Below are 22,235 nucleotides of genomic sequence, written 5' to 3' on the forward strand. Positions count from 1 at the left end.
GATGAGCAACGACGATCGTACCCAATTCATGCCGACGCCCGGTGGCCGTGGCGCCGATCCATTCCGCCCGGACCCTGGCCGTCCGGACCCGGGTCGTCCACAGCCGGCGCCGCTGTCGATGCCGGCCGCGCCGGTCCTGACCGGCAAGGCCGAGGGCCTCAACCCGTTGGAAAGCGCCGCCGGCCCGCTGTTGGCCCTGCTGACGCGCCTGCGCAACACCATCGCCCACCCGGCGCCGGCCAGTTTGCGCGCGCAACTGCTGGCCTACCTGCGCCAGTTCGAAGAGCGCGCCGAGGCCGCCGGTGTGGTGCGCAACGATGTGTTGCTGGCCCGCTACGCCTTGTGCACCGCGCTGGACGAGGCGGTGTTGAGCACGCCGTGGGGTGGCACCAGTGACTGGGGCAAGCAAAGCCTGTTGATCACCGTGCACAACGAAGCCTGGGGCGGCGAGAAGGTGTTCCAGCTGCTGGAGCATTGCCTGCAAAGTCCCCGCGAGCGCCTGTACCTGCTGGAGCTGTTGTACCTGTGCATGTGCCTGGGTTTCGAGGGGCGCTACCGGGTGATGAACGACGGTCGCAGCCAACTGGAAGCGTTGCGTGAGCGCACCAGTGCGGTGATCCGCAGCGCCCGGGGCGACTACGAGCGCGAGCTGTCGCCGCACTGGCGCGGTGTCACCGTGGCCCGTGACCGACTGGCGCAGTTCATGCCGCCGTGGATCGCCGTGGCCATCGGCGCGGCCTTGCTGCTGGCGCTGCTGTTCGGCCTGCGCATGAAACTGGCCTCCGATGCCGAGCCGGTGTTCAAGAACATTCACTTTCTGGGCGAAATCCCGGTGCAGACCATCGACCGCCCCGTGGTGCAGCCGAAAGTGGTCGAGCGCCCACGCCTGGCCGGTTTTTTGGCCGATGAAATCCGCGCCAACCGGATTGCCGTGGAAGACGCCGTCGACCGCTCGGTGGTGACCATCCGCGGCGACGAACTGTTCGCCTCGGGCAGCGCCAGCATCAAGGACGATTTCCAGCCGCTGATGCTGCGCATCGCCGATGCGGTGCGCAAGGTCAAGGGCCAGGTCCTGGTCACCGGCCACAGCGACAATCGGCCGATCGCCACCCTCCGGTTCCCGTCCAACTGGGCGTTGTCCGAAGCGCGGGCCCAATCGGTGCTGCAAATCCTTTCGGCCAAGACCGGCCAGCCCGAGCGCTTCAGCGCCGAAGGCCGCAGCGACACCGAGCCGTTGGCGTCCAACGCCACCCCAGAGGGGCGTGCGCGCAATCGTCGGGTTGAAATCACAGTATTGGCGGAGGGGGTCGAGTGAAGGCGTTTTTCAGTTTTATGACCCGCTGGGTCATCCCGTTGCTGGGGCTGATCGCCCTGAGCCTGATCATCTGGTTCGTCGGCCCGCTGCTGGAGTGGCTGGTGCCCGAAGGCCGCCGCTGGGCCTTGATCATCCTGGTGTTCGCGGTGTGGATCGCCTACCGGGTATTTCGCATCATCCAGGCGCGCCGTCAGGCCGCCGAAGTGATGCGCAGCCTGGCCGCGCAAACCCCGCCCGACCCCACCAGCATCGCCACCTTTGAGGAGCTCGAAACCCTGCGCCAGCGCATGGACGAAGCCTTGGCCCTGCTCAAGAAAGCCAAGCTGGGCGGGGACGAGCGCCGCAACCTCTACGAGCTGCCGTGGTACGTGATCATCGGCCCGCCGGGTTCGGGCAAGACCACCGCGCTGGTCAACTCCGGGCTGCATTTCCCCCTGGCCGCGCAACTGGGCGCCGGTGCCGTGCGCGGTGTCGGCGGCACGCGCAATTGCGATTGGTGGTTCACCGACCAGGCGGTCCTGCTCGACACCGCCGGCCGCTACACCACCCAGGACAGCGACGCGACCATCGACAAGGCCGCCTGGCTGGGTTTCCTGGGACTGTTGAAAAAGCAACGGGCCCGACGCCCGATTGACGGTGCGTTCATCGCCATCAGCCTGTCCGACCTGCTGCTGGGCAGCGACGCCGAGCGCGCCGCCCATGCCGCGGCGATTCGCTTGCGGATCCAGGAGCTGTACACCCAGCTGGGCGTGCGCTTCCCGATCTACCTGATGCTGACCAAGCTCGATCTGGTGCCCGGGTTCATGGAGTATTTCGATACCCTGAGCAAGGAAGAGCGCGCCCAGGTCTGGGGCATGACCTTCGCCCTGGACGATGGCAAGAGCAACGACAGCCCGCTGGCGCACCTGCAAAGCGAATTCACCGGCCTTGAGCAACGCCTCAACGACCGTCTGGTGGAGCGCCTGCAACAAGAGCGCGACCCGGCGCGGCGCGACCTGATCTACGGCTTCCCGCAGCAGTTCGGCGCCCTGAAGGATTGCCTGCAAAGCTTCCTCGAAGGCGTGTTCAAACCCAACGCCTTCGAAGAGCGCGTGTTGCTGCGCGGTGTGTATTTCACCAGCGGCACCCAGGAAGGCAGCCCGATCGACCGCCTGATCGGCTCCATGGCCCAGAGCATGAACCTGGACCGCCAGCACCTGGCACGCCAGACCGGCACCGGGCGCAGCTACTTCATCGAAAAACTCTTCACCGCTGTAGCGTTTGCCGAGCGTGGGTTGGTGGGCGTAGACCCCAAGGTCGAGCGTCGACGCAAGTGGATCGCCCGCGGTGTTCTGGCCTCCACGGTGCTGCTGGTGCTGGTGGTCAGCACGTTGTGGTGGGTCAGCTACCGTGCCAACCAGGCCTACATCGCCCAGGTCGATCAGAAGGTCGCGCCATTGGGCCAGGCCGTGCAGAACCTCAGCCCGGCGCAACGGGATGTGCTCGCGGTGTTGCCCTTGCTCAACGCCGTGAAACACCTGGCCGACGACGCCCCGAGCTGGGCCGAAGGCCTGGGCCTGTACCAGGGCGACATGCTCGAAGCCGAGTCCGGCAGCGTCTACCGCAAGCTGCTGATCGCGGTGTTCGCGCCACGCCTGCTGACGCGCATCGAAGAGCAACTGCACAGCGGCGGCAATTCGGATTTCCTCTACGAAGGCTTGAAGGCCTACCTGATGCTCGCCGACACCGAGCATTACGACGCCGACTTCATCAAGGCCTGGATCGCCCTGGATTGGGACCGCAGCCTGCCGCGGGACTTGCCGACCGAGCAGCGCCAGGCCCTGACCGCGCATTTGCAGGCGTTGTTCGAGCGGCGTCCGCCCCTCGCGCGCCTGGACCCGCGCCTGGTCGAAGACCTGCGCCGCCAGTTGCAGCAATTGCCGGTGGCCCAGCGGGTCTATGACCGGATCAAGCGCCAGAAACTGCCCGAAGGCATCCCGGATTTCCGCATCAACGAAGCCGCCGGGCGTGACGCGGCGCTGGTGTTCAGCCGCAAGAGCGGCAAGCCGCTGGGCGAACCACTGAGCGGGTTCTTCACCGTCAAGGGCTACCGCCAGGGCTTCTTGCTCACCAGCATGAGCCAGACCGGCACCCTGGCCGAAGAGCAGTGGGTGCTGGGCTTTGAGCAAGCCGATCAGCAGAACGTCGCCAGCCTGGCCGCCGATGTGCGTCGCTTGTACTTCCAGGACTACCTGCGCCAATGGGACGCCTTGCTGGCCGACATCGACTTCGTGCCGATCACCAGCGTGGCCCAGGCCGCCGATGTGCTGCGGGTGATTTCCGGCCCGACCTCGCCGCTGAAAAAACTGCTGGTGGCGGTGGCGAAGGAAACCGACCTGCAACAGGATGAACGCCTGCTGGCCGCCCAAGGTGCGTCGGTGGAAGGCAGCGTGGACAAGCTCAAGGAACACCTGGGCAGCTTGCTCGGCCAGGAGCAGGCGACGCCAAACGCGCCGGCGGCGAGCGATGACCCGATCACCGCGCACTTCGCCGAGCTCAACAGCATCGTCAGCAAAAGCGAAGGCGAGCCGGCGGCCATCGACGGTCTGTTGGCCGACATGAACGCTCTGTACGTACAGGTCAGCGCCATGGTCGGGGCCAGCGGCGACGCCTTGCTCGGCGAAGCCAAGAACCAGGCCACGGCCGCCGCCACCCGGGTCAGCCTTAATGCCGAACGCCAGCCGCCGCTGGTGCAGGGCCTGGTCAAGTCGGTGGTCAACTCCACCACCAACAGCATGATGGGCGGGGTGCGCAACCAACTGAACGCCGCCTGGACCAGCGAAGTGGTGAACATCTATCGCCAGTCCCTGGCCGGGCGCTATCCGATGTCGCCGGGCAGTGCGCGGGACGCGACCCTGGACGATTTCGGCCAGTTCTTCGGCGTCGGCGGGGTGATGGACAACTACTTCCGCAAGTACCTGCAACCCTACGTCGACACCTCGACGCCGACCTGGCGCTGGCAGCCGGGCGCGGCGCAGAAGCTCGGCATCTCCCCCGGCGCGCTGCAGACCTTCCAGCGTGCGGCGACCATCCGCGATGCGTTCTTCCGTTCCGGCGGCACCCAGCCGATGGTGCGCTTCGAACTCAAGCCGGTGGCGATGGACTCGACCATCACCCAATTCCTGCTCGACCTCGACGGCCAGCAGTTGAGCTACGACCACGGCCCGAGCCGTCCGACCGCCATGCAGTGGCCGAACCCGGGCAGCATCGGCGTGGTGCGGATCTCCATCATGCCGCCGTCGTCCAGCGGGCGTTCCGGCATCACCCTGGATGGGCCGTGGGCCTGGTTCCGCTTGCTGGAGCAATCGGACCTGACCGCCGGCAACTCGCCGGATCGCTTCAACCTGCGGTTGCGGGTCGATGGTGCCAGCGCCTCTTACGAGCTGCGGGCCAACAGCGCCTTCAACCCGTTCAAGAGCCGGGTGCTCAGCGGCTTCAGCCTGCCGGAGCGGCTATGAGTACGCCGGGCTTTTACGGAAAGTTGGCCAGCCGCGGCGACTTCGTCAGCCGTGGCTTGCCCCAGGGGTTTATCGGCCCGTGGGATTCGTGGTTGGCGGCGGGTTTGCTCGCCAGCCAGAGCAGCCTCGGCGAGCGCTGGCTGGATGCTTATCTGGTCAGCCCGTTGTGGCGCTTCATGGTCGCGCCGGGGGTGTGTGGCCCGGACGCCGCTTGTGGGGTGGTGATGCCGAGCATCGACCGGGTCGGCCGTTATTTCCCGCTGACCGTCGCGGTGCTGCTGGAGCCCGACGCGGACCCGGCGTCCGTGGTGGGCGGTGCGGACGAGTGGTTCGAGCGGGTCGAGAACCTGTTGCTGAGCACGTTGAGCGTGGAGGCCAGTTTCGAGGCGTTCAACGAACAGCTGGAAACCCTCGGTAGCCCGATGTACCTGCCGCGCACGTCGAGCAGCCGTTTCGCCAGCCTGCATCGCTTCGATGCCACCGACCCGCAGCGGCGCATGAGCGCCCTGGCCGAGGCGGCCTGCGAAGGCGCGAGCCTGTGGTGGGGCCAGGGATCGGAGCGCATTGCCCCGGGTTTGATGCGCTGCCAGGGATTGCCGGCAGCCGCTGATTTTGCGCAATTTTTGCTCGGCCAAGAAGGTGTTGTGTAGATGCGTCCAAGTGCCGGAAAAGCAATCAAGTCTGCAAGCAAGAGCCATGTCGGGATGGTTCGCCAGGTCAACGAAGACGCCTGCCTGGACCTGCCGGAAAACGGCCTCTGGGTGGTGGCCGACGGCATGGGCGGGCACGCGGCGGGCGATTACGTCAGCAGCCTGATCGTCGACAGCCTGCGCGGCATCGCCGTGGGGCGTTCGCTGGACGAATACGTCGCGGCGCTGCAGAGCGACCTGCTACGGGTCAACGCCGCCGTGCGGGAAGAAACCGCCAACCGTGGCGTGACCATGATGGGCAGCACCGTGGTGGTCCTGGCCGCCCGCGACCTGCGGGGCATGTGCCTGTGGGCCGGTGACAGCCGCCTGTATCGCCTGCGCGACGGCGTGCTCGAAGGCATCTCCCGGGACCACAGCTACGTCCAGGATCTGCAGGACAGCGGCCTGCTCAGCGAAGCCGAGGCGCGGGTGCACCCGCGGGCCAACATCGTCACCCGGGCCATTGGCGTCGAGGCGCAACTGAACCTGGCGCTGACCGAACTGCTGCTGGTGCCTGGCGACAGCTACCTGTTGTGCAGCGACGGGCTGACCAAGACCGTCGAGGACGAGGAGATCCGCGAGGTACTGAGCCACGACGAGCCCGGCGAAATCGCCAGCAGCCTGGTGTCCCTGGGCCTGATGCGCGGCGCGCCGGACAACATCACCGTGGTGGTCGTGAAGGTGCCGTCATGAGCTTGACCCTGAACATTGTCATCCCCGGCTACGACATCGAAGGGCCGATCGGCGAAGGCGCGATGGCCAGCGTGTACCTGGCGACCCAGCGTTCGCTGGAGCGCAAGGTGGCGTTGAAAGTGATGGCGGCAGCCCTGGCCGCCGACCCGACGTTCTGCGAGCGTTTTTTGCGCGAAGGCAAGACCCTGGCGCGCTTGTCGCACCCGCACACCGTCACCATCCATGACATCGGCAACGTCGGTGAACTGTATTACATGGCGATGGAATACCTGCCCAACGGCACGCTCAAGGAACGCATCGCCGCGGGCCTGACGCCGGAGCAGGGCCTGACCTACATCCGCCAGATCGCCTCGGCCCTGGGGTATGCCCATGGCTTGGGCCTGGTCCACCGGGACGTCAAGCCGGCCAACATCCTGTTCCGCGCCGATGGCACGGCGGTGCTCTCGGACTTCGGCATCGCCAAGTCCTTGGACGACCGCACCCAGTTCACCCAGGCCGGCTTTGCCGTCGGTACGCCCAGCTACATGAGCCCGGAACAGGCCCGTGGGCAAGACATCGACGGTCGCGCCGACCTGTACGCCCTGGGCGTGGTGCTCTACGAAATCCTCGTCGGCAAACTGCCGTATATCGGCAACGACGCACTGTCCACGGCCCTGGCGCACCTGACCGAACCGTTGCCGGAGTTGCCGGTGCACCACGGCCGTTACCAGGACGTGTTGCGCAAACTATTGGCGAAGGACCCGGCGGAGCGTTTTCCGGACGCGGCGGCGTTGCTGCGGGCGCTGGATAACCTGCCTGAGGAGTCGGAAGCGACGCTGATCCGGCCGTTATCGTTGCAACTGCCGACCACGCCGCCTGCGGTGGATGACTTGGCGGGCTTGACGCCCATGTCCATCGACATTCCCAGCGGCCCGGCTTATTCACCGCCGCAGCCACAGTCCAAGCCCGTTCCACCGCCGATAAAACCGACGGCTCAATCCTCGGTGTCGGAGCAACGCAAGGGCCCGGTGTTCGCCCTGGCCGCCGTTGCGGTCGCCGTGGCGCTGGCGTTGGGTGGCGCGGGTTATTGGTGGTTGGCCGGTGACGATGGCAAGGAGGTGAAGACGCCAGTGGCCACGACCACCTCGGTCAAGCCACCGGAAGTGAAGCCGCCGAAAGCCCCGGAAGTGCCGGCGGTCAAGCCCCCCGTCGCCCCGCCGGCCCAGCCCCCCGTGGCGACCGAGGCCGACGGCGGCCAGCGGCCGCTGTTGATGGCCGGCAAGAAGACCCTGTTCCAGCGCGTGCTCAGCAAGCCGGGGGCGAAACTCGCCGAGGCGCCGGGTGCCGCACCGGGCAAGGCACTGCCGGCGTTTTCGGTGTTGTACGTGTATCAGCGCAAAGACGTCGATGGCGGCTCGTGGGTGCGGGTCGGCGCGGCCACCGACGGGCGCAGCGACGGCTGGCTACCCGCCGCCCAGGTCAGCGACTGGAAGCAAAGCCTGGTGCTCAAATTCACCGAACGTTCCGGCCGTGCGCCCGTGATGTTCCTGCGTCAGCCTGGCGAAGTGGAAAAGCTCCTGGCTAACCCATCGGCCGCCAAGAACGTATTGCTCAAGGCCCAGCAGAGCCCCCAGGACGACCAGCAAGTGCTGGCCCTTGAACCGGCCGCCAGCGCGGTGCCGCAGAGCCAGTTCTATCTGTTGCCGATCTTCGATTCCCGCGAAAGCCTCGATGAAAACGGCCAGCCGGTGCAGTTGCTGAACGTGGCGTCCATCGACCCGGGCAACACCCCCAAGGCGGCGGGCAACACGCCGATCACCACCGCCAACGCCGACGCGTTCCGCACCGCCGTGGTGCTGGTGGTGGACACCACTGTGTCGATGCAGCCCTACATCGACCAGGTGCGCGACGTGGTCCACGAACTGCAAACCCGCATCGCCGAGCGCGGCGAGTTGGACAGCGTCAGCTTCGGCATGGTGGGTTTCCGCAACAGCACCAAGAAAACCCCAGGCCTGGAATACGTCGCCAAGACCTTGATCACCCTCGAACAGGGCCGCGACCCGCAGCGCTTCATGGAGCTGGCGCGGCAGGTCAAGGCATCGACGGTGTCGAGCCATTCGTTCAACGAAGATGCGTTCGCCGGGGTCATGGAAGCCGTCGAAGGCATGGACTGGTCCGGTTACGGTGGGCGCTTGATCCTGTTGGTCACCGACGCCGGTGCACTGCGCAAGAACGACCCATTTGCCGCCACGCAAATGAACGAGGCCGAAGTGCGCCAGGCGGCGCTGGGCAAGCAGATCAAGATCTATGCCTTGCACCTGCTCAGCGACGCGGGCAAGAAAACCCATGCCGGCGCCCAGAGCCAGTACCGCACCCTGACCGCCGACGCTAACCCGCAGATCGGCGACCTGTACATTCCGGTGCCGGGCGCCGACGTGCGCAAGTTCGGCGAGCGGGTCGACGAGATCGGTTCGGTGTTCGCCGACCTGGTGCACCAGGTACGCAGCAACAAACCGCAAGCCGTGCCGCTGTTGAGCGCCGCGCCGAGCCTGGCCGACAAGTCGGCCGCGGTCGGCTACGCGATGCACATGGATTTCCTGGGGCGCAAATCCGCCAGCCAGGCGCCGCAATTGGTCAGCGCCTGGACCGCCGACCGCGACCTGACCAACCCGGCGCTGCCGGCGTTCCAGGTCTGCGTGATGCTGACCAAGCTGCAACTCAACGACCTGCAGCAGTCGCTGAAACTGATCGTCGACGCGGCCCGCAAGACCCAGAGCTCACCCAAGGATTTCTTCCAGGAAATCGCCAGCGCCAGTGCCTACATGAGCCGCGACCCGTCGGCCCTGCGCAAGGGCGGCAACCTGGCCGACGGCGGGATTCTGGGCGAGTACCTGGAAGGGCTGCCGTACCGCAGCAAGTCGCTGAACATGACCCAGGACTTGTGGCTGTCCTTGAGCGTGGCCGAGCAGGAAGATTTCATCGACGAGCTGGATTCGAAAATCCGCCTCTACGAAACCTTCCACAACGACCTCGCCAACTGGGTGCGCTTCGGCGACGCCGAGCCGGGCGATGCCTTGTACCGCGTTCCGTTGTCGACGCTGCCGTGATGCTGACCCTGAGCGCCGTGCACAAAAGCCGGGGCGCCGGCAGCCAGCGCTACAGCCTGGTGATTCCACGGCTGCAATTGCGCGGCGGTGAACAACTGGCGGTGGTCGGCCCCAGCGGTTGTGGCAAGAGTACGTTGCTGGACCTGTTGGCGCTGGTGTCGGCGCCGGATCAGGCTGGGCAGTTCGACTTCACGCCCGTCGATACGCCGCTGGACATCGCCAAATTGTGGCGTGCGTCGCAACAGGGCACCTTGGCCGAGCTGCGCAGCCGTTACCTGGGTTATGTTCTGCAAACCGGCGGCCTGTTGGGCTTCCTGGATGTGCGCGGCAACATCGCGTTGTCGCGCAAATTGCTGGGCTTGAAGGATGACGCAAGCGTGACGCGCCTGGCTGGGCAGTTGGACATCGCCGATCAACTGGACAAGAAGCCGGCGGACTTATCCGTCGGTCAGCGCCAGCGGGTCAGCTGTGCCCGGGCGTTGGCCCATGGGCCGCGCCTGCTGCTGGCCGATGAGCCGACCGCCGCCCTCGACCCGCTGAACGCCGAGCGCGTCATGCAGTTGCTGGTGGCCCAGGCTCGCGAACACGGCGTGTGCTGTGTGGTCGCCACCCACGACGAGGCGCTGGCCCGCGCCAGCGGTTTGCAGGTGCGCCGCATCAGTTGCCGTCGCGATGCCGACGGCGGTGTCACCGCCACCCTCGGGGAGGCTTGCTGATGCGCGGCGCGCTGGTGGCTTCCCTGGCCTGGCAGGATTACCGCAACGATGCCTGGCTGTCGGCCTGCTCGGTGCTCGCGCTGGTGGCCGTTGTCGCGCCGCTGCTGGTGTTGTTCGGCCTGAAGTTCGGCCTGGTCAGCAGCCTGACCGAGCGCTTGCAGAACGACCCGGCCACCCGGGAAATCATCCCCTTGGGCGGCGGTCGCTTCAGTGCCGAATTCATCGAACAATTGAGCCAGCGCGGCGACGTGGCCTTTGCCTTGCCGCGCACCCGCCAGATCGCCGCCACGGCGGATCTGAGCAGCGAGGCTTCGGCCGTTACGGTCGAGATGATTCCCACTGCGGCCAACGATCCCTTGTTCGAGCATTTGCCGGTGCCTCAAGGCCTGGATCAAGTGGTGCTCAGCCAGACCGCCGCTGAAAAGCTCGGCGCCAAGGCTGGCGATTGGGTGCAGGCCAGTTTCGGCCGGCAGGTGGCCGGTCGCAGCGAGGCGCAGCGCACCCGCGTTCAGGTCTTGCACGTGCTGCCCTTGGAAGCCTTCGCCCGGGACGGTCTGTTTGCACCGCTGGCCTTGCTGGAGGCCGCCGAGGATTACCGCGATGGCCGCGCCGTGCCCGCGTTCGGCTGGCCGGGCGATGCGGTGAGTGTGGCCGGGCAACGGGTCTACCCGGCGTTTCGTTTGTATGCCCGCAGCCTCGGCGACGTCGAGCCGCTGCGTCAGTATTTCGCCGGACAGAACCTGCTGGTCTCGACCCAGGCCCAGACCATCGCACAAGTGCAATCGCTGAGCCGCAATCTGTCGATCGTGTTCTGGATCATCGCCGGGTTGGCCTTGGCCGGCGCCTTCGCGGCGATCTTTGCCGGCGCCCTGGCGGCGGTCGAGCGTAAGCGTCGGGAGCTGTCGGTGTTGCGCCTGCTGGGGGTTTCCACCGCGGCACTGTTGCTGTTCGTGGTGTTGCAGGCGCTCTACAGCGCAACGTTCGCGGCCCTGCTGAGTGCCGGCCTGTATGGCCTGGCGCAGTCGGGCCTGAATTATTTATTTGCACAGATGCCCGGCGAATACGCCAGTCATCTGTTGGTGCGTCACTACACCTTGGCCCTGGTGGCCGTGCTCGGCGTCAGCGCCGTCGCGGCGGCTTGTGGTGGCTGGCGGGTGGCGCGCATCCAGGCGTGTGAAGGAATTCGCGATGTATAAGTTATTGGGCGCCGCCGTGGCGCTGAGCCTGGCCAGCATGGTCTGGGCAGATGAAGGCACGGACAAGCTGGACAACCCCAAGCCGTTGCCCGACGACGTCAGCCTGCCGCTGCCGTGCGAAGGCCAGATGGTGTTCCGCTACGTCTACATCCTCGCCCAGGGCACCCTGGATGACCGCGAGATCAGCCTCGGTTACCCGTTCAGCGAAGGCGAGGCGGGTTATCAACAGTCGTTCATTTCCGGCTACCGGCGCGACTTCATCAACGGCCAGTTCACCCTCAAGGACCTGCCCACGGACTGGAACAAGACCATCACGCCGTTGATGCCCAAGACCGACGCCAAGACGCCGCTCAAGCCGATGCTGTACTTCATCGGCAAGTACGAGGTCACGGCCCGCCAATACGCCCAGGTCATGGCCCAGGCGCAATCGCTGGCCAGTGGCGAAGCGGCGCCGGCCTGCGAAACCCTGCAAGCCGATTTGCCCCAAGGCGTGGCGGGGCGTTTGCCCAAGGTGAAACTGTCGAAGTTCGAGGCCGAGCGCTTCTCGGCGGTGTACAGCGCCTGGTTGATGAAATACCACAAGGACCTGCTGCCGGTGAGCGGTCGCGGCACCTCTGCCGAAGACGGCGGGTTGGGTTTCGTGCGCTTGCCGACGGAAGTCGAATGGGAATTCGCCGCCCGTGGCGGGCAAGCCGTCAGCCGTCAAGACCTGGAAGGGCGCCTGTTTCCCCGGCGCCTGGAAGGCAGTGAGAGCGACGGGCCGCTGGCCGATTGGGCGGTGTTCAACCAGGTCGCCGGTGGCACCGGCCAGGCAGCGCGGCTGATGCCCATCGGCACCAAGCTGCCGAACCCCATCGGTCTGTTCGACGTGGTGGGCAACGCGGCCGAGATGGTCCAGGAATCCTTCCAGTTGGTGCACGCCGGTCGCCGCCAGGGCGCCTATGGCGGCTTCGTGGTCAAGGGCGGCAACTACCTGGAAGGCGAGGGCACGTTGTTCACCGGGATGCGTCGCGAGTACCCGCTGTTCGCCGCCGACGGTACCGAGCAGAGCAACGAAACCACCGGCTTCCGCGTGGCCGTTGGGGCGTTGTCGGCGCCGCGTTCACGCTACAAGGAGTTGTTCGCCCAATGGCAGAAAGAAGGCCGCCTCGCGTCCCTGACCGACGCCATCGATGACGCCGACGACCCGACCAAACGCCTGGACAGCATCATCGCCGCCAGCGCCGACCCGCGCCTGCAAGCCGAACTGGGCCTGGTCAACGAAGAGCTCAAACGCAACGTCTCACTCATCGCCCAGCAACGCGAAGAAGCGGCGGGCAACCTGATCCAGTCGTCGGCCCTGGTGGCCGAGACCGTCAACAACTACAACATCCGCCTGACCAATCTGCAGAACAGCCGGCAGGCCGCGCTGGATGCCAAGGATGAGGCCAGCGCGCAACTGTTCGCCACGGCCATCGACAACGGCCGCAGCGCGCTGGATGGCGCGGTGGCGATCTACATCGACAACCTGGCCACCGGCACCCGCTACACCGATGCCGTGATCCAGGCGCAGTTCCAGCGCATCAAGGAAGAGTTGGAACGCAAGCCGGTACTGGGCAAGAGCCTGGTGGCGCGCGCAACGTTATTCGTTCGTCATGTCGGGGATTATCGTCAGCAAAAACGAGCCGACCCGGCGGCGATATTGAAGGAATTGCTCGCATCGAGCGCTCAGCGGTCTTGAGCGTTCGTTGTCAGCGAGCTTGGAAGGGACTCAGGCGGCGATAGCGCCGCGCTGAGCTTGGTCAACACTTAAACGAGAACACAACTATGCTTTTCTCCCGTAAACCATTTGCTTCGGTTTCCAAGCGTCACTTGCTGATGGTCGCTGTCGGCTTCAGCACCGTACTGACGGGCTGCGCCACGTCGCCGACCTCCAAGGTCGCGTCGAGCACCAAGGTCGAGTACTACCCTAACTGCTACGAGCCGGTGCAGCACCTGCGCTCCACCGAAGGCAACATGACCAAGTCGGTCGTCACCGGTGCCGCTGTCGGTGCCGTCGGTGGTGCGCTGCTGGGCGCCCTGACCGCCGACAAGGAAGACCGTGGCCGCAACGCCGCCATCGGTGCCGCGGGCGGTGCATTGGCCGGTGGTGCCGCCGGTTACTACACCGAGCGCCAGAAGCAGATCGCCGACGACAACCAGCGCATCGCCTCCTACGCTGCCGACGTCAACAAAAGCGTCTCCGACATCGACCGCAGCACCGCTTACGCCAAGACCTCGCAGCAGTGCTACCAGAGCGCGTTCAGCAAACTGGTTGCCGACCGCAAGGCCAAGACCGTCAACGACACCGAAGGCCGCAAGCGCCTGGCGGAAATCGTCGCTGGCCTGAAAGAGTCGAACGACTTGATCGTCGCGGTCAATGGCAAAGCCTCCGAAGACCTGAACAACTACACCCAGGCCTACGAGAAAGACCTGCAGCAAGTGGGTGTGCAGCGTACTGACGTGGTGACTGTGGCCACTGCTGATACCACGCCGGTCGTGTCTCAGACCACCAACAAGAAAAAGAACAAGAACGTACAACCGGCCAAGAAGAAAGACCTGCCGACCGTGCCGAAAGAAGCGGTGACCACCGAGAAAACCCTGCTGACCGCCAAGGCCAAGCAGGATGAAAGCAAGCAGGTTGCCAGCGCCGGTACCACTCAGGTCAACAGCATGTGCAAAAACCCGGACCTGGGCGACTGGGCACCGGTTCCTTGCCCGAATGTTTGATTGAGTGAGGGCTGCTGATCGTTGGTCAGCAGCCAAAACCTGTGGGAGCGAGCTTGCTCGCGATAGCGTCCGTTCAGTTGGCATCCCTGTTGACTGACCCGCCGCCATCGCGAGCAAGCTCGCTCCCACAGTTGTTTTGTGTTGCCGGTGATATCTGCGACACCTCCAATCCCCTGTGGGAGCGGGCTTCTAGCCGGCCTGTCTCTTGCGGTTGTACCCCGATCCAATTGTGGGAGCGGGCTTGCCCGCGAAGGCGGCCTTCTAGCCGGCCTGTCTCTTGCGGTTGTACCCCGATCCAATTGTGGGAGCGAGCTTGCTCGCGAAGGCGGCCTAGCAGCCGGCCAGGAGGTTGTTGACTGAGTACATATCCGTTGCTGCGGTAACGGCGGCTGGCGGTTCCGCTCTTACAGCGGGTCACTTTTGGCAAACGCCCCAAAAGTAACCAAAAGGTCTTTGCCCCACCACTCGGCACCTCGCCTAGGCTCGGTGTGCCCTCACTCCGGCATTGCTCCGTGGGCCGCCGCGAAGGGCCATCCATGGCCCAGCGCGGCTACCTCGGCATCCATGCCGAGGTGCCCACTGCGCAATACCTGCGTTCGGCCAGCGTGGTCAACGGGGCCCCCAGATCAAAAGCCCGCCGAGGCGGCCTTATAGCCGACCTGGCTCTTTGGCCGTCCCCCCGATCCAACTGTGGAAGCAAAGCTTGCTCGCGAGGCGGCCTTATAGCCGACCTGGCTCTTTGGCTGTCCCCGATCCAATTGTGGGAGCGGGCTTGCCCGCGAAGGCGGCCTAATAGCCGGCCTATCTCTTGCGGTTGCACCCGATCCAATGTGGGAGCGAGCTTGCTCGCGATGGCGTCGGCTCAGCCTGCATCAATGCAAGCGCTATCCCTTGGCATCAGGCGCCGCTATCTCCCTGGTTTCCAGATGATCCAACGCCCGCTCCACCAACAATTGCACCCCATCGGCCATGCGGCTGATTGCCAGGGCGATGCAGCGGCGTGAGTCATCCACGTCGTCAGCCAGGTCGGCGGCGATGGTGCTGATGGACAGCAGGTCTTCGGAGGCGTTGGCGAGCAGGGTTTCGGTGTCGATGTGGGGAGCGACGATGAAGAGCTGGCTTTTATCGATTTCGGGTGGGTCAGAGGGTTTGGGGTTGAGGTAGTAATCGAGGGCGCGAGTGGCGGCGTCTTCGAGCTTTTTTTCTTCTTGCGCTTCGACGCGGGATTTGTGACCGCTTTGTGGCGGATTTGGAGTGACCTTGAACATAAATGCATTACCCGATATGTAATTGAATGGAGGCTGACACCTTTCGTTGCACCGAAAGAGGTGGCAGCTACGCGCGGGTGTGCAAGACCGGGCATATCGGACCCCGGCAGACCTCGAGAGTCTCCCGCGCGCAGCCGCCATAAACACACCAATACGAGCATGAGCCGTTTGGCGGTAGCAGTTGCGCGCCGATATGTACCGGACTTGCACGTCCGTGTCACCGTTTTTTGCGATGACGAACAAAGGTTAGCGGTGCCCTAGAACCCTGCCTAGTTCATGAACAGCCCGGCGTGTTGAAGGAAATGTCCGAGGGTTTGGCAGGGGAAAGGGATCAAAAGATCGCAGCCTTCGGCAGCTCCTACAGAAACCGATGTAGGAGCTGCCCAAGGCTGCGATCTTTTGATTTTAGGTTTTGTGACTTGGTAGTCATCTTTCGCGAAAACCAGCTTATCTTCCGACAAAGCGATCCGATGATGGCGTTGCGCCGAAGAATCGCTAAACTGCCAGCCATTCATCTTTCTTCACGAGGCTGTGCCCATGAAATTTCGTTTTCTGCTGTGGATGCTGGGGTTGTTGATGGGCAAGGCCAGCCGGACCAATCCGGCGTTCCAGCAGCAGTTGGGTGACAAGGAGCTGGTGTTCCAGCTGCAAACCCTGGACGGTAAGGTCGCCCGACATTTCACCGTGAAGAACCAGCGCATCACCAGTCAGTCCGGCGTTTATCCAACCCCGGCCTTCGCCATCGCCTTCAAGGACGCCGCCTATGGCTTCGCCACGATGCAAGCCAAGAACAAGCAGTTGGCGTTCATGACAGGGATTCAGGACAAGTCGATCCAGATCAAGGGCAACCCGGCGCTGGTGATCTGGTTCCAGGGGCTGACCAAGTACTTGAAGCCGAAGAAGGCCAAGCCGAAGGCTTGATCGGGCTTGGCCTGAAAGGCCAATGATTTGGCCGCCAGGGATCATGGCGACTGTCAGCTCTGACAGGTGTGCGGATCGATGTTTGGGCGCTCCATTGTGATGAAACCAGCGTGGTTTCATACACCTCGATGGAGTGACAATCATGGCCCAGGCACCAAGCACCATTCAGGCTGGCACGCTCGACCCGACCTTTGCCGAAGAGGGGGTGCTGACACTACCGACCCCCGAATTAATAGGCCCCCGCACGCTAGCCCTCCTGCCACTGGCTGAAAACAAACTACTGATAACCGTGCTCTTGCCGGAAAAGCCCGGCTCTTTCGGACTGGCGAAAGTGAATGAGGATGGATCGATCGATATGGAGTTTGGAGGCGGGACGGGCGTGGTGGAGTTCTCCAAAGCAGACACAAATTTGGAAACGATCTCCCACCTCAGCGGCCTTAGCGATGGTGGGTGGCTGGTGATCGGAGAATATGGATCGCCCAGTGGTTCCGGCTCCTATGTCGTGCGGTTCTTGCAAAGTGGGCAGCCGGATACGCGCTTTGGCGAGGACGGTGTTCGCTTGCTTCCGTTTCGTCCTGAGTCAAGGGGGGGAGAAGATGGGCCAGTGACGTTTAGTCGGCGGGACCGAGAAGCCTCCGCACAAACGCCACTATCTTCGGGCAATAATGGTCCTTCTGCGGTTGTGCAGCCGGATGGAAAGATCGTTCTGCGCAGTGCGGTATTTATCGGCACCGACGTGCGTTGGGTGGTGCTTCGTCTTAACCCGGATGGCTCTACTGACTACACGTTTAACGGGACTGGATCCGTGGACATCGTGTTCCCGGGCATTCCCCGTGTCGCTAGAAGTGCCAAAGGTATTGTCCTTCAAGCAGATGGCAAGGTGTTGGTATTCGGGGAATATAGCCAAACGACTCCGGATTCCAGGGGTATTTATGTGATACGTCTGGATGCGACGGGACATTTCGATACCGATTTCAATGCCGGCACCGGCTTTGTGACCGTTCCGAATCTCAGTAATGCGAATGCGGTGGCGCTGAGAGAAAGCGATGGCGCGATTCTTGTCGCAGGGGATACTTGGCCCAACCCAGACCAAGGCTACGACAGGCACGGCCTGATATTCGTGTTAAGTCGCGATGGATTCTTCGATTTTGCTTTCAATAGCGGGCAGCCACTGTTTTCTAAGTTAGTGGACAAGGGTCATGACTGGCATCGCTGCGCATGGCAGGCCGACGGTTCCATTGTCGTTGCGGGTACTACCGGCAGGGGGCTTGTTGAAAAAGGTGTGTCAGCGCTGACGGCGCGTTTTCGCTCTGATGGTTCGCTGGACTTGACCTTCAATGGCAGTGGTTTTGTGCTGTTTGACGAGGAAGTCTATGACGAGACTGTCGAGGTTATGGCGCTAATGCCAGACGGGCGGATTGTCGTTGGCGGTTTTAGGCAGCTACCCGGCCCAGTTTGGGGTCGCTTCTTTGGAAGCTGGATCGTCCGCTATCTGGTTTGAGTGCTCAGGGACATGGGGAGGGCCAAGCCCGAGGCCTGAAAGGCCAGTGGTTTGGCTCCTGGGAATAGCAGGACTGTTATTTCTCGCAGGTGCGGGGCGGCGGATTAAGGCGCCTTATCAGGTGGTGGATATCCAGCTTGGACTTCATACACTGATGGAGCAAAAATCATGACTCACTCACCAGGCAATCTTAAGGCAGGCGCGCTTGACCCATCCTTCGGGGATGGAGGCAAGGTGCAACTTCCCATACCCGAAGTTTCCGCGGCCGGAGCCTCCGGTATTTTGGCACTCCCTAATGGCAAATTGCTTACGGTCATGCCATTACTGGGAGTGGAGGCTCCCATGGTGGTCTTGCGTTTGAACGAGGATGGGACACTCGATACCACATTTGGTAACTCGGGAACGGGTTATATTGAATTGCCAGAAAAAGGGATCGAACCAATTTTAGTGGGTATTAATTCATTGTCTGACGGCGGATCGATTATAGGTGCTCGATTTGGTAACGCCGAGGGTTTTGGCACAATTATCATAAAGTTGCGGGAGAATGGCGAATTCAATAGCGAGTTTGGAAATAATGGTGTGGTCCGTCTGGCTATTTGGGGGCGGGAGCAACAGCGTGAGCAGGGTTCAGAAGATGAAAGTGATTCAGGCAAAGCGGAGGGAAACTGGAGATATTCGGCGATAGAGGACGCAAACGGTAAAATTGTATTAGTAGATCAAACCCTTCTTGAGCAAGGTATCAGAGCCATTGCTATTCGTTTGAATGTAGATGGCTCGTTGGATGACACATTCGACAGAAGCAGCTCAAGGGTGGAATTGCCTGGCGTCGAGTACACATGGACTACTGCTTCAGGCGTCGCCGTTCAGTCGGATACAAAAGTGCTGGTCTGCGGTCGTTACGGGGATGACCTAGAAGGCGGGATTTATGTTGTGCGTTTCGATAGTGAGGGCCGTGCGGATCCGACGTTCAATAACAACCGTCCCTTTATAATGCCTTTGGTCAACGCAGCGTTTCGTGCGATAGCTATAGGCAACAGTGCTGGCGCTGAGAAAATTCTTGTTGTCGGTGACGCTGAAGAAGGTGATGAAAAAAAAGGGTTGATTGTTGTTCTAAATGAGCAAGGTTCCTACGATTCCGCTTTTAATAATGGAGCTCCCTTGTTTGCCACGTTGTATGCCAAGGATCTTGTTTGGAGAAAATGCGATTGGCGACCTGATGGCCGGATAGTTATTACAGGTACCGCGGGGAATCTCAACACCTCTCATAATGGAGTGCTGGCGGCGCGATACCGCCCTGATGGCTCTTTAGACCCGCAATTCAACGATGGCGTAGGCTATGTTGTTTATGAGGGGATCGATGGGCCAAACATGCTCAGAGATATGGTTGTCATGGCAGATGAACGGATCGTGATCAGTTGTTTTGAAGTCGTCGGTGGCTCCGGATATGAGTGGATACTACGTTACTTGGGTTAAACCGCCTGCGGTATCTGCTAGGTAATGAGGCTAGCGAGCCCCGGACCCACTGAATACCACACAAGCTATCCTGGCCGCTCGCTGGAAACAAACTGCTGATCGCCATGCGTTTATCGAAAGAGTAGTCGAGGGCGCAAGTGGCGTCCTGGTATAAAACGTCGGCGTTTTATCGCCAAAAGATCGTTGCAACTGTCATCGCTGACAGGTGCAAAGCCATTTGCTCAAGCGCTCCATGAAGGTCGGTATCCAAACCGGATTGTGTACGACCTTAATGGAGCAATAACCATGGCTCAGTCAGCAGCGCTCGTAAAAGCAGGCACACTCGACCCGACCTTCGCCGACGGCGGCGTCCAGAGACTGCGCTTTCCTGAAATATCCGGCGACTCCGCATCTGCGGTCCTGGCTTTACCCGATAACAAACTGATGATTGCCATTCTGTTGTCGGGATTCCGCGCCCCTGTCGCAATGGCGCGACTTCACGAGGATGGGACGCTCGACACCGAGTTTGGTGGGGCTGGCGCCGGCTACGTGGAGGTGGCTTTGGACGAGGCTCACGTTGATCAGGTTTTTGGCCTCAGCGGGCTAAGCGACGGTGGATGGCTGCTGTTGGGTCAGTATCAAGCAAACGACTTAACGGACGGAGGGCTGGTTCTAGTACGGCAACACAAGGACGGTCAACTGGATAAGTCTTTCGGCGAAAAAGGGGTGCGTTTGATTTCCTATTTCGACATGGGCTGGCCCGAGGATGTGGGTGTGCGGGCCGAGATCGCCGCAGGGGCTGGGAAAGCGAGCACTATCACAGCCCCGCGAAGCTCCAGCCGTGCCGGTACGTCTGCCGTTCAGCAACTGGACGGCAAGATCGTCCTGACCGCGCATGTCAGCCATTTGGGAGACGACGCCAGGATGAAGGGGATCGTTCTTCGTCTCAATTCGGATGGTTCGACCGACACAATGTTCAACGGAACCGGTTTTGCGATCATTGAACTCGAAGGCTTGACGTATGACTGGAATAGCGTCCAGGGCGTTGCGGTTCAGAACGACGGCAAGGTGCTGGTTTGCGGCATGTATGTACGGCTTGCCACGAACTTCGCGGGTGCTTATGTGACGCGCTTCGATGCCACGGGACGTGTCGATACCCAATTCAATGGCGGGACCGTGACGGTTCGGGACTCGGAGCCGGTTGGTCTGTCGGCAATCCGGGTGAGAGACACGGATGGCAGCATCGTGGCGGTGGGCAAGGCCATTCGCGAGGGCGCTTCCAATGGTCTGATCATTGTTTTAACCGCCGATGGTTTCTTCGATTTCAATTTCAATCGTGGGCAGCCGCTGTTCTCCCAGCTGGTGCCCCAAGGGTTGCTATGGGAGCATTGCCAGTGGCAGGAAGATGGTTCGATTCTCGTCGCCGGCATTACGGGAAAGGGCTTTGTCACTGAAGAACTTACGGTGTTAACTGCGCGCTACCGTTGCGATGGCTCCCTCGATCCGACATTCAACGGCAGTGGCTTCACGGTTTTTAACGAAGACGAAGGCTATGAAGATCTGCGGGATATGACCGTCATGGCCGATGGCCGGATTGTCCTCTGTGGTTTTGTATGGAAGGAGGCTGATCCGTTGCCTTACATCGCCGGCGGCTGGGTGATTCGCTATCTGGCCTGAGGCGGCTGTGGCAAGGAGTGAGCTCCCGGCCACAGAGCCATCAGTGGCCGAACTGCGCAGCCAACTCCCGCAACAACACTTCAGCTTCCAGCACCTTGCTGACCACGTCATTGGCCTTTTCCCGGGTCAGGCCCACGCGTTCGAGCAGGGCATCCGGGATGTCTTCATCCGGGCCCGAGCCGATGCTGCGGGCGCGCAGCAGGCGTACGGCCAGGCACACCAGGTTCGGGTAGGCGGCGAATTCGCCGTCGTAGTTGGGGTCGTGTTGGAAGCGCAGGGCGGTGGCCAGTTCGTCGGGCATATCCCAGTAGCGCATCAGCCATGAGCCGATCTGTTCACGACTGATGCCCAGCAGGTGCTGTTCCACGTAGCTGTGGCACAGGTGCGGGTTGACCTCCAGGTGCCGGCAGATCAGCGAGAAGTGCGGCGGGAACACGTGGGCCAGCAACAGGTAACCGAAGTTGTGCAGCAGGCCGGACAGGTAGGTCAGGCCTCCCTCGGGACGCTGTGCGCGCGGCATGGCGCGGGTCAGGCCTTCGATGACGGCGGCGGTGTAGATCGACTGGTGCCAGTACGGCGTGGTGTGTTGCGGGTGGTCCTTGGGCAGGCTCAAGGTCTTGCCCAGGGCCAGGCCCAGTGCCAGGTTGATCACCAGATCGAAGCCCAGTACCCGCACGATGGCGTCTTCCACCGAACGAATCTTGCCCGGCGACGCGTAGTAGGGCGAGGCGGCCCAGCTCACCACTTGCGCGGCCAGGGCCGGGTCGGTTTCCACCACGCCGGTGATGTCGTCGATGGTGGCGTCGGGGTCGACCCGCAGCTTGATGATTTTTTGCGCGGTTTCAGCCAGCGGCGGGATCTCGATGGTTTCTTCCAGCCGTTGCTGGATACGCCGGGCGGTGAACGCCTGCACAGCCTGGGTGATTTCCGCGCGGTCGTCGTGGGGGCGGTCCAGGTTGGGGGTGATGTTGCTCACGGCTTCGCCGAACGTCGCGGCGCTGGCCTTGGTGAGCATGGTCTTGAACGCTTCGCTGGTCACTTCCAGCAGCAGCCCCGGCTCGCCGGAGTTGATCAGCAGCTTCGGTTCGCGCAGCAGGCTTTCTTCGTACAGGCACGGTGAGCTGGTCAGTGCCGGCAGCCCGGGCAGCAGGCTCAGGCTGTGTTTGCCGAGCATGCGCTCCAGGCGCTCGGTTGGCACCGCCGTAAGCTTGCGGCCGGTGAGTTCGGCCAGGCGGTTGAGGTCCAACAGCTGGCTTTGCGGAAACAGCACCATGAGCGCGCCAACGGCATCGTGCAGCAACACCGCCTGCACTTTGCGGGCGGGGTTCAGGCCCGGTCGTTCGAGTACTTCGTCATAGCCGATGCCCAATTTCTCGAGCAACAGCCGAATAACAGACGGAGCGTGCGGGGCTTCGGGGACGAGGGCAGCTTCTGTCATGGTCTGTATCCGTTTTCCTACAAGTTGGTCAGTATAAC

The 22,235-nt window shown here is 62.6% G+C and carries 15 protein-coding genes and 1 pseudogene; 14 read left to right on the top strand and 2 right to left on the bottom strand.

The genetic code is table 11. The features are described 5' to 3' along the window. Position 1: 1 nt before the first annotated feature. The 10 genes and pseudogenes from BLO80_RS07430 to BLO80_RS30570 form a co-directional block, all read left to right on the top strand. The gene (locus tag BLO80_RS07430) at positions 2–1,315 is read left to right on the top strand and encodes a DotU family type VI secretion system protein (RefSeq protein WP_072407488.1); all 1,314 of its coding nucleotides are present in this window, start codon (positions 2–4) and stop codon (positions 1,313–1,315) included. Further along, positions 1,312–4,812 (top strand): type VI secretion system membrane subunit TssM, encoded by a 3,501-nt coding sequence (gene tssM, locus BLO80_RS07435; RefSeq protein WP_092334083.1) that lies wholly within the window; start codon positions 1,312–1,314, stop codon positions 4,810–4,812. The genes BLO80_RS07430 and tssM overlap by 4 nt, the downstream gene beginning before the upstream one ends. Continuing rightward, positions 4,809–5,462 (top strand): type VI secretion system-associated protein TagF, encoded by a 654-nt coding sequence (gene tagF / locus BLO80_RS07440; RefSeq protein WP_092334081.1) that lies wholly within the window; start codon positions 4,809–4,811, stop codon positions 5,460–5,462. Before tssM ends, tagF begins: the two co-directional genes overlap by 4 nt. Then, the gene (locus BLO80_RS07445) at positions 5,463–6,194 is read left to right on the top strand and encodes a PP2C family protein-serine/threonine phosphatase (protein ID WP_092334079.1); all 732 of its coding nucleotides are present in this window, start codon (positions 5,463–5,465) and stop codon (positions 6,192–6,194) included. After that, entirely contained in the window at positions 6,191–9,280 is a 3,090-nt protein-coding gene (locus BLO80_RS07450) for a serine/threonine-protein kinase (RefSeq protein WP_092334077.1), read from the top strand. Before BLO80_RS07445 ends, BLO80_RS07450 begins: the two co-directional genes overlap by 4 nt. Then, a complete protein-coding gene (locus BLO80_RS07455; RefSeq protein ID WP_092334075.1) occupies positions 9,280–9,996 on the top strand; it encodes an ABC transporter ATP-binding protein in 717 nt (238 codons plus the stop codon). Before BLO80_RS07450 ends, BLO80_RS07455 begins: the two co-directional genes overlap by 1 nt. Further along, complete coding sequence (locus BLO80_RS07460) at positions 9,996–11,192, top strand: ABC transporter permease (protein WP_092334073.1); 1,197 nt, start codon at positions 9,996–9,998, stop codon at positions 11,190–11,192. Before BLO80_RS07455 ends, BLO80_RS07460 begins: the two co-directional genes overlap by 1 nt. Further along, positions 11,185–12,912: a formylglycine-generating enzyme family protein gene (locus tag BLO80_RS07465; RefSeq protein ID WP_092334071.1), complete on the top strand. Its 1,728-nt coding sequence runs from the start codon at positions 11,185–11,187 to the stop codon at positions 12,910–12,912. The genes BLO80_RS07460 and BLO80_RS07465 overlap by 8 nt, the downstream gene beginning before the upstream one ends. A gap of 86 nt (positions 12,913–12,998) precedes the next feature. Further along, positions 12,999–13,940 (top strand): type VI secretion system-associated lipoprotein TagQ, encoded by a 942-nt coding sequence (gene tagQ, locus BLO80_RS07470; RefSeq protein ID WP_092334069.1) that lies wholly within the window; start codon positions 12,999–13,001, stop codon positions 13,938–13,940. A 536-nt stretch (positions 13,941–14,476) separates the two neighbouring features. Further along, positions 14,477–14,563, top strand: a pseudogene (locus BLO80_RS30570) (nucleoid-structuring protein H-NS); the annotation flags it as partial. Between the two features lie 261 nt (positions 14,564–14,824). On the opposite strand, the gene BLO80_RS07480 reads toward BLO80_RS30570, so the two are convergent. After that, complete coding sequence (locus BLO80_RS07480) at positions 14,825–15,208, bottom strand: DUF6124 family protein (protein WP_092332880.1); 384 nt, start codon at positions 15,206–15,208, stop codon at positions 14,825–14,827. 537 nt (positions 15,209–15,745) lie between these two features. Between BLO80_RS07480 and BLO80_RS07485 the strand changes: the two genes are divergently transcribed. From BLO80_RS07485 to BLO80_RS07500, 4 genes are all read left to right on the top strand, one after another. Then, positions 15,746–16,129 (top strand): helicase, encoded by a 384-nt coding sequence (locus BLO80_RS07485; protein ID WP_092332878.1) that lies wholly within the window; start codon positions 15,746–15,748, stop codon positions 16,127–16,129. 142 nt (positions 16,130–16,271) lie between these two features. Then, positions 16,272–17,630 (top strand): delta-60 repeat domain-containing protein, encoded by a 1,359-nt coding sequence (locus tag BLO80_RS07490; protein ID WP_092332876.1) that lies wholly within the window; start codon positions 16,272–16,274, stop codon positions 17,628–17,630. A gap of 168 nt (positions 17,631–17,798) precedes the next feature. Next, positions 17,799–19,103: a hypothetical protein gene (locus tag BLO80_RS07495; RefSeq protein ID WP_092332874.1), complete on the top strand. Its 1,305-nt coding sequence runs from the start codon at positions 17,799–17,801 to the stop codon at positions 19,101–19,103. A gap of 285 nt (positions 19,104–19,388) precedes the next feature. Next, on the top strand, positions 19,389–20,759 hold the full coding sequence (locus BLO80_RS07500; protein ID WP_092332872.1) for an NHL repeat-containing protein: 1,371 nt from the start codon (positions 19,389–19,391) through the stop codon (positions 20,757–20,759). Between the two features lie 40 nt (positions 20,760–20,799). Here the strand turns inward: BLO80_RS07500 and BLO80_RS07505 are convergent, their stop codons facing one another. Beyond that, the gene (locus BLO80_RS07505; protein WP_092332870.1) at positions 20,800–22,197 is read right to left on the bottom strand and encodes an aminoacyl-tRNA deacylase and HDOD domain-containing protein; all 1,398 of its coding nucleotides are present in this window, start codon (positions 22,195–22,197) and stop codon (positions 20,800–20,802) included. Positions 22,198–22,235: the final 38 nt, after the last annotated feature.

It is taken from the genome of Pseudomonas sp. NFACC56-3 (assembly GCF_900100025.1).
Taxonomy (GTDB): domain Bacteria; phylum Pseudomonadota; class Gammaproteobacteria; order Pseudomonadales; family Pseudomonadaceae; genus Aquipseudomonas; species Aquipseudomonas fluorescens_AA.

Excerpts from the sequence above, each read along its gene's own strand:
- BLO80_RS07455 (WP_092334075.1), top strand. The coding sequence starts at position 9,280 with ATGCTGACCCTGAGCGCCGTGCACAAAAGCCGGGGCGCCGGCAGCCAG.
- BLO80_RS07445 (WP_092334079.1), top strand. The coding sequence starts at position 5,463 with ATGCGTCCAAGTGCCGGAAAAGCAATCAAGTCTGCAAGCAAGAGCCAT.
- BLO80_RS07495 (WP_092332874.1), top strand. The coding sequence starts at position 17,799 with ATGACTCACTCACCAGGCAATCTTAAGGCAGGCGCGCTTGACCCATCC.
- BLO80_RS07430 (WP_072407488.1), top strand. The coding sequence starts at position 2 with ATGAGCAACGACGATCGTACCCAATTCATGCCGACGCCCGGTGGCCGT.
- BLO80_RS07460 (WP_092334073.1), top strand. The coding sequence starts at position 9,996 with ATGCGCGGCGCGCTGGTGGCTTCCCTGGCCTGGCAGGATTACCGCAAC.
- tagQ (WP_092334069.1), top strand. The coding sequence starts at position 12,999 with ATGCTTTTCTCCCGTAAACCATTTGCTTCGGTTTCCAAGCGTCACTTG.
- BLO80_RS07490 (WP_092332876.1), top strand. The coding sequence starts at position 16,272 with ATGGCCCAGGCACCAAGCACCATTCAGGCTGGCACGCTCGACCCGACC.
- BLO80_RS07465 (WP_092334071.1), top strand. The coding sequence starts at position 11,185 with ATGTATAAGTTATTGGGCGCCGCCGTGGCGCTGAGCCTGGCCAGCATG.
- tagF (WP_092334081.1), top strand. The coding sequence starts at position 4,809 with ATGAGTACGCCGGGCTTTTACGGAAAGTTGGCCAGCCGCGGCGACTTC.
- BLO80_RS07480 (WP_092332880.1), bottom strand. The coding sequence starts at position 15,208 with ATGTTCAAGGTCACTCCAAATCCGCCACAAAGCGGTCACAAATCCCGC.
- BLO80_RS07500 (WP_092332872.1), top strand. The coding sequence starts at position 19,389 with ATGGCTCAGTCAGCAGCGCTCGTAAAAGCAGGCACACTCGACCCGACC.
- BLO80_RS07450 (WP_092334077.1), top strand. The coding sequence starts at position 6,191 with ATGAGCTTGACCCTGAACATTGTCATCCCCGGCTACGACATCGAAGGG.
- BLO80_RS07505 (WP_092332870.1), bottom strand. The coding sequence starts at position 22,197 with ATGACAGAAGCTGCCCTCGTCCCCGAAGCCCCGCACGCTCCGTCTGTT.
- BLO80_RS07485 (WP_092332878.1), top strand. The coding sequence starts at position 15,746 with ATGAAATTTCGTTTTCTGCTGTGGATGCTGGGGTTGTTGATGGGCAAG.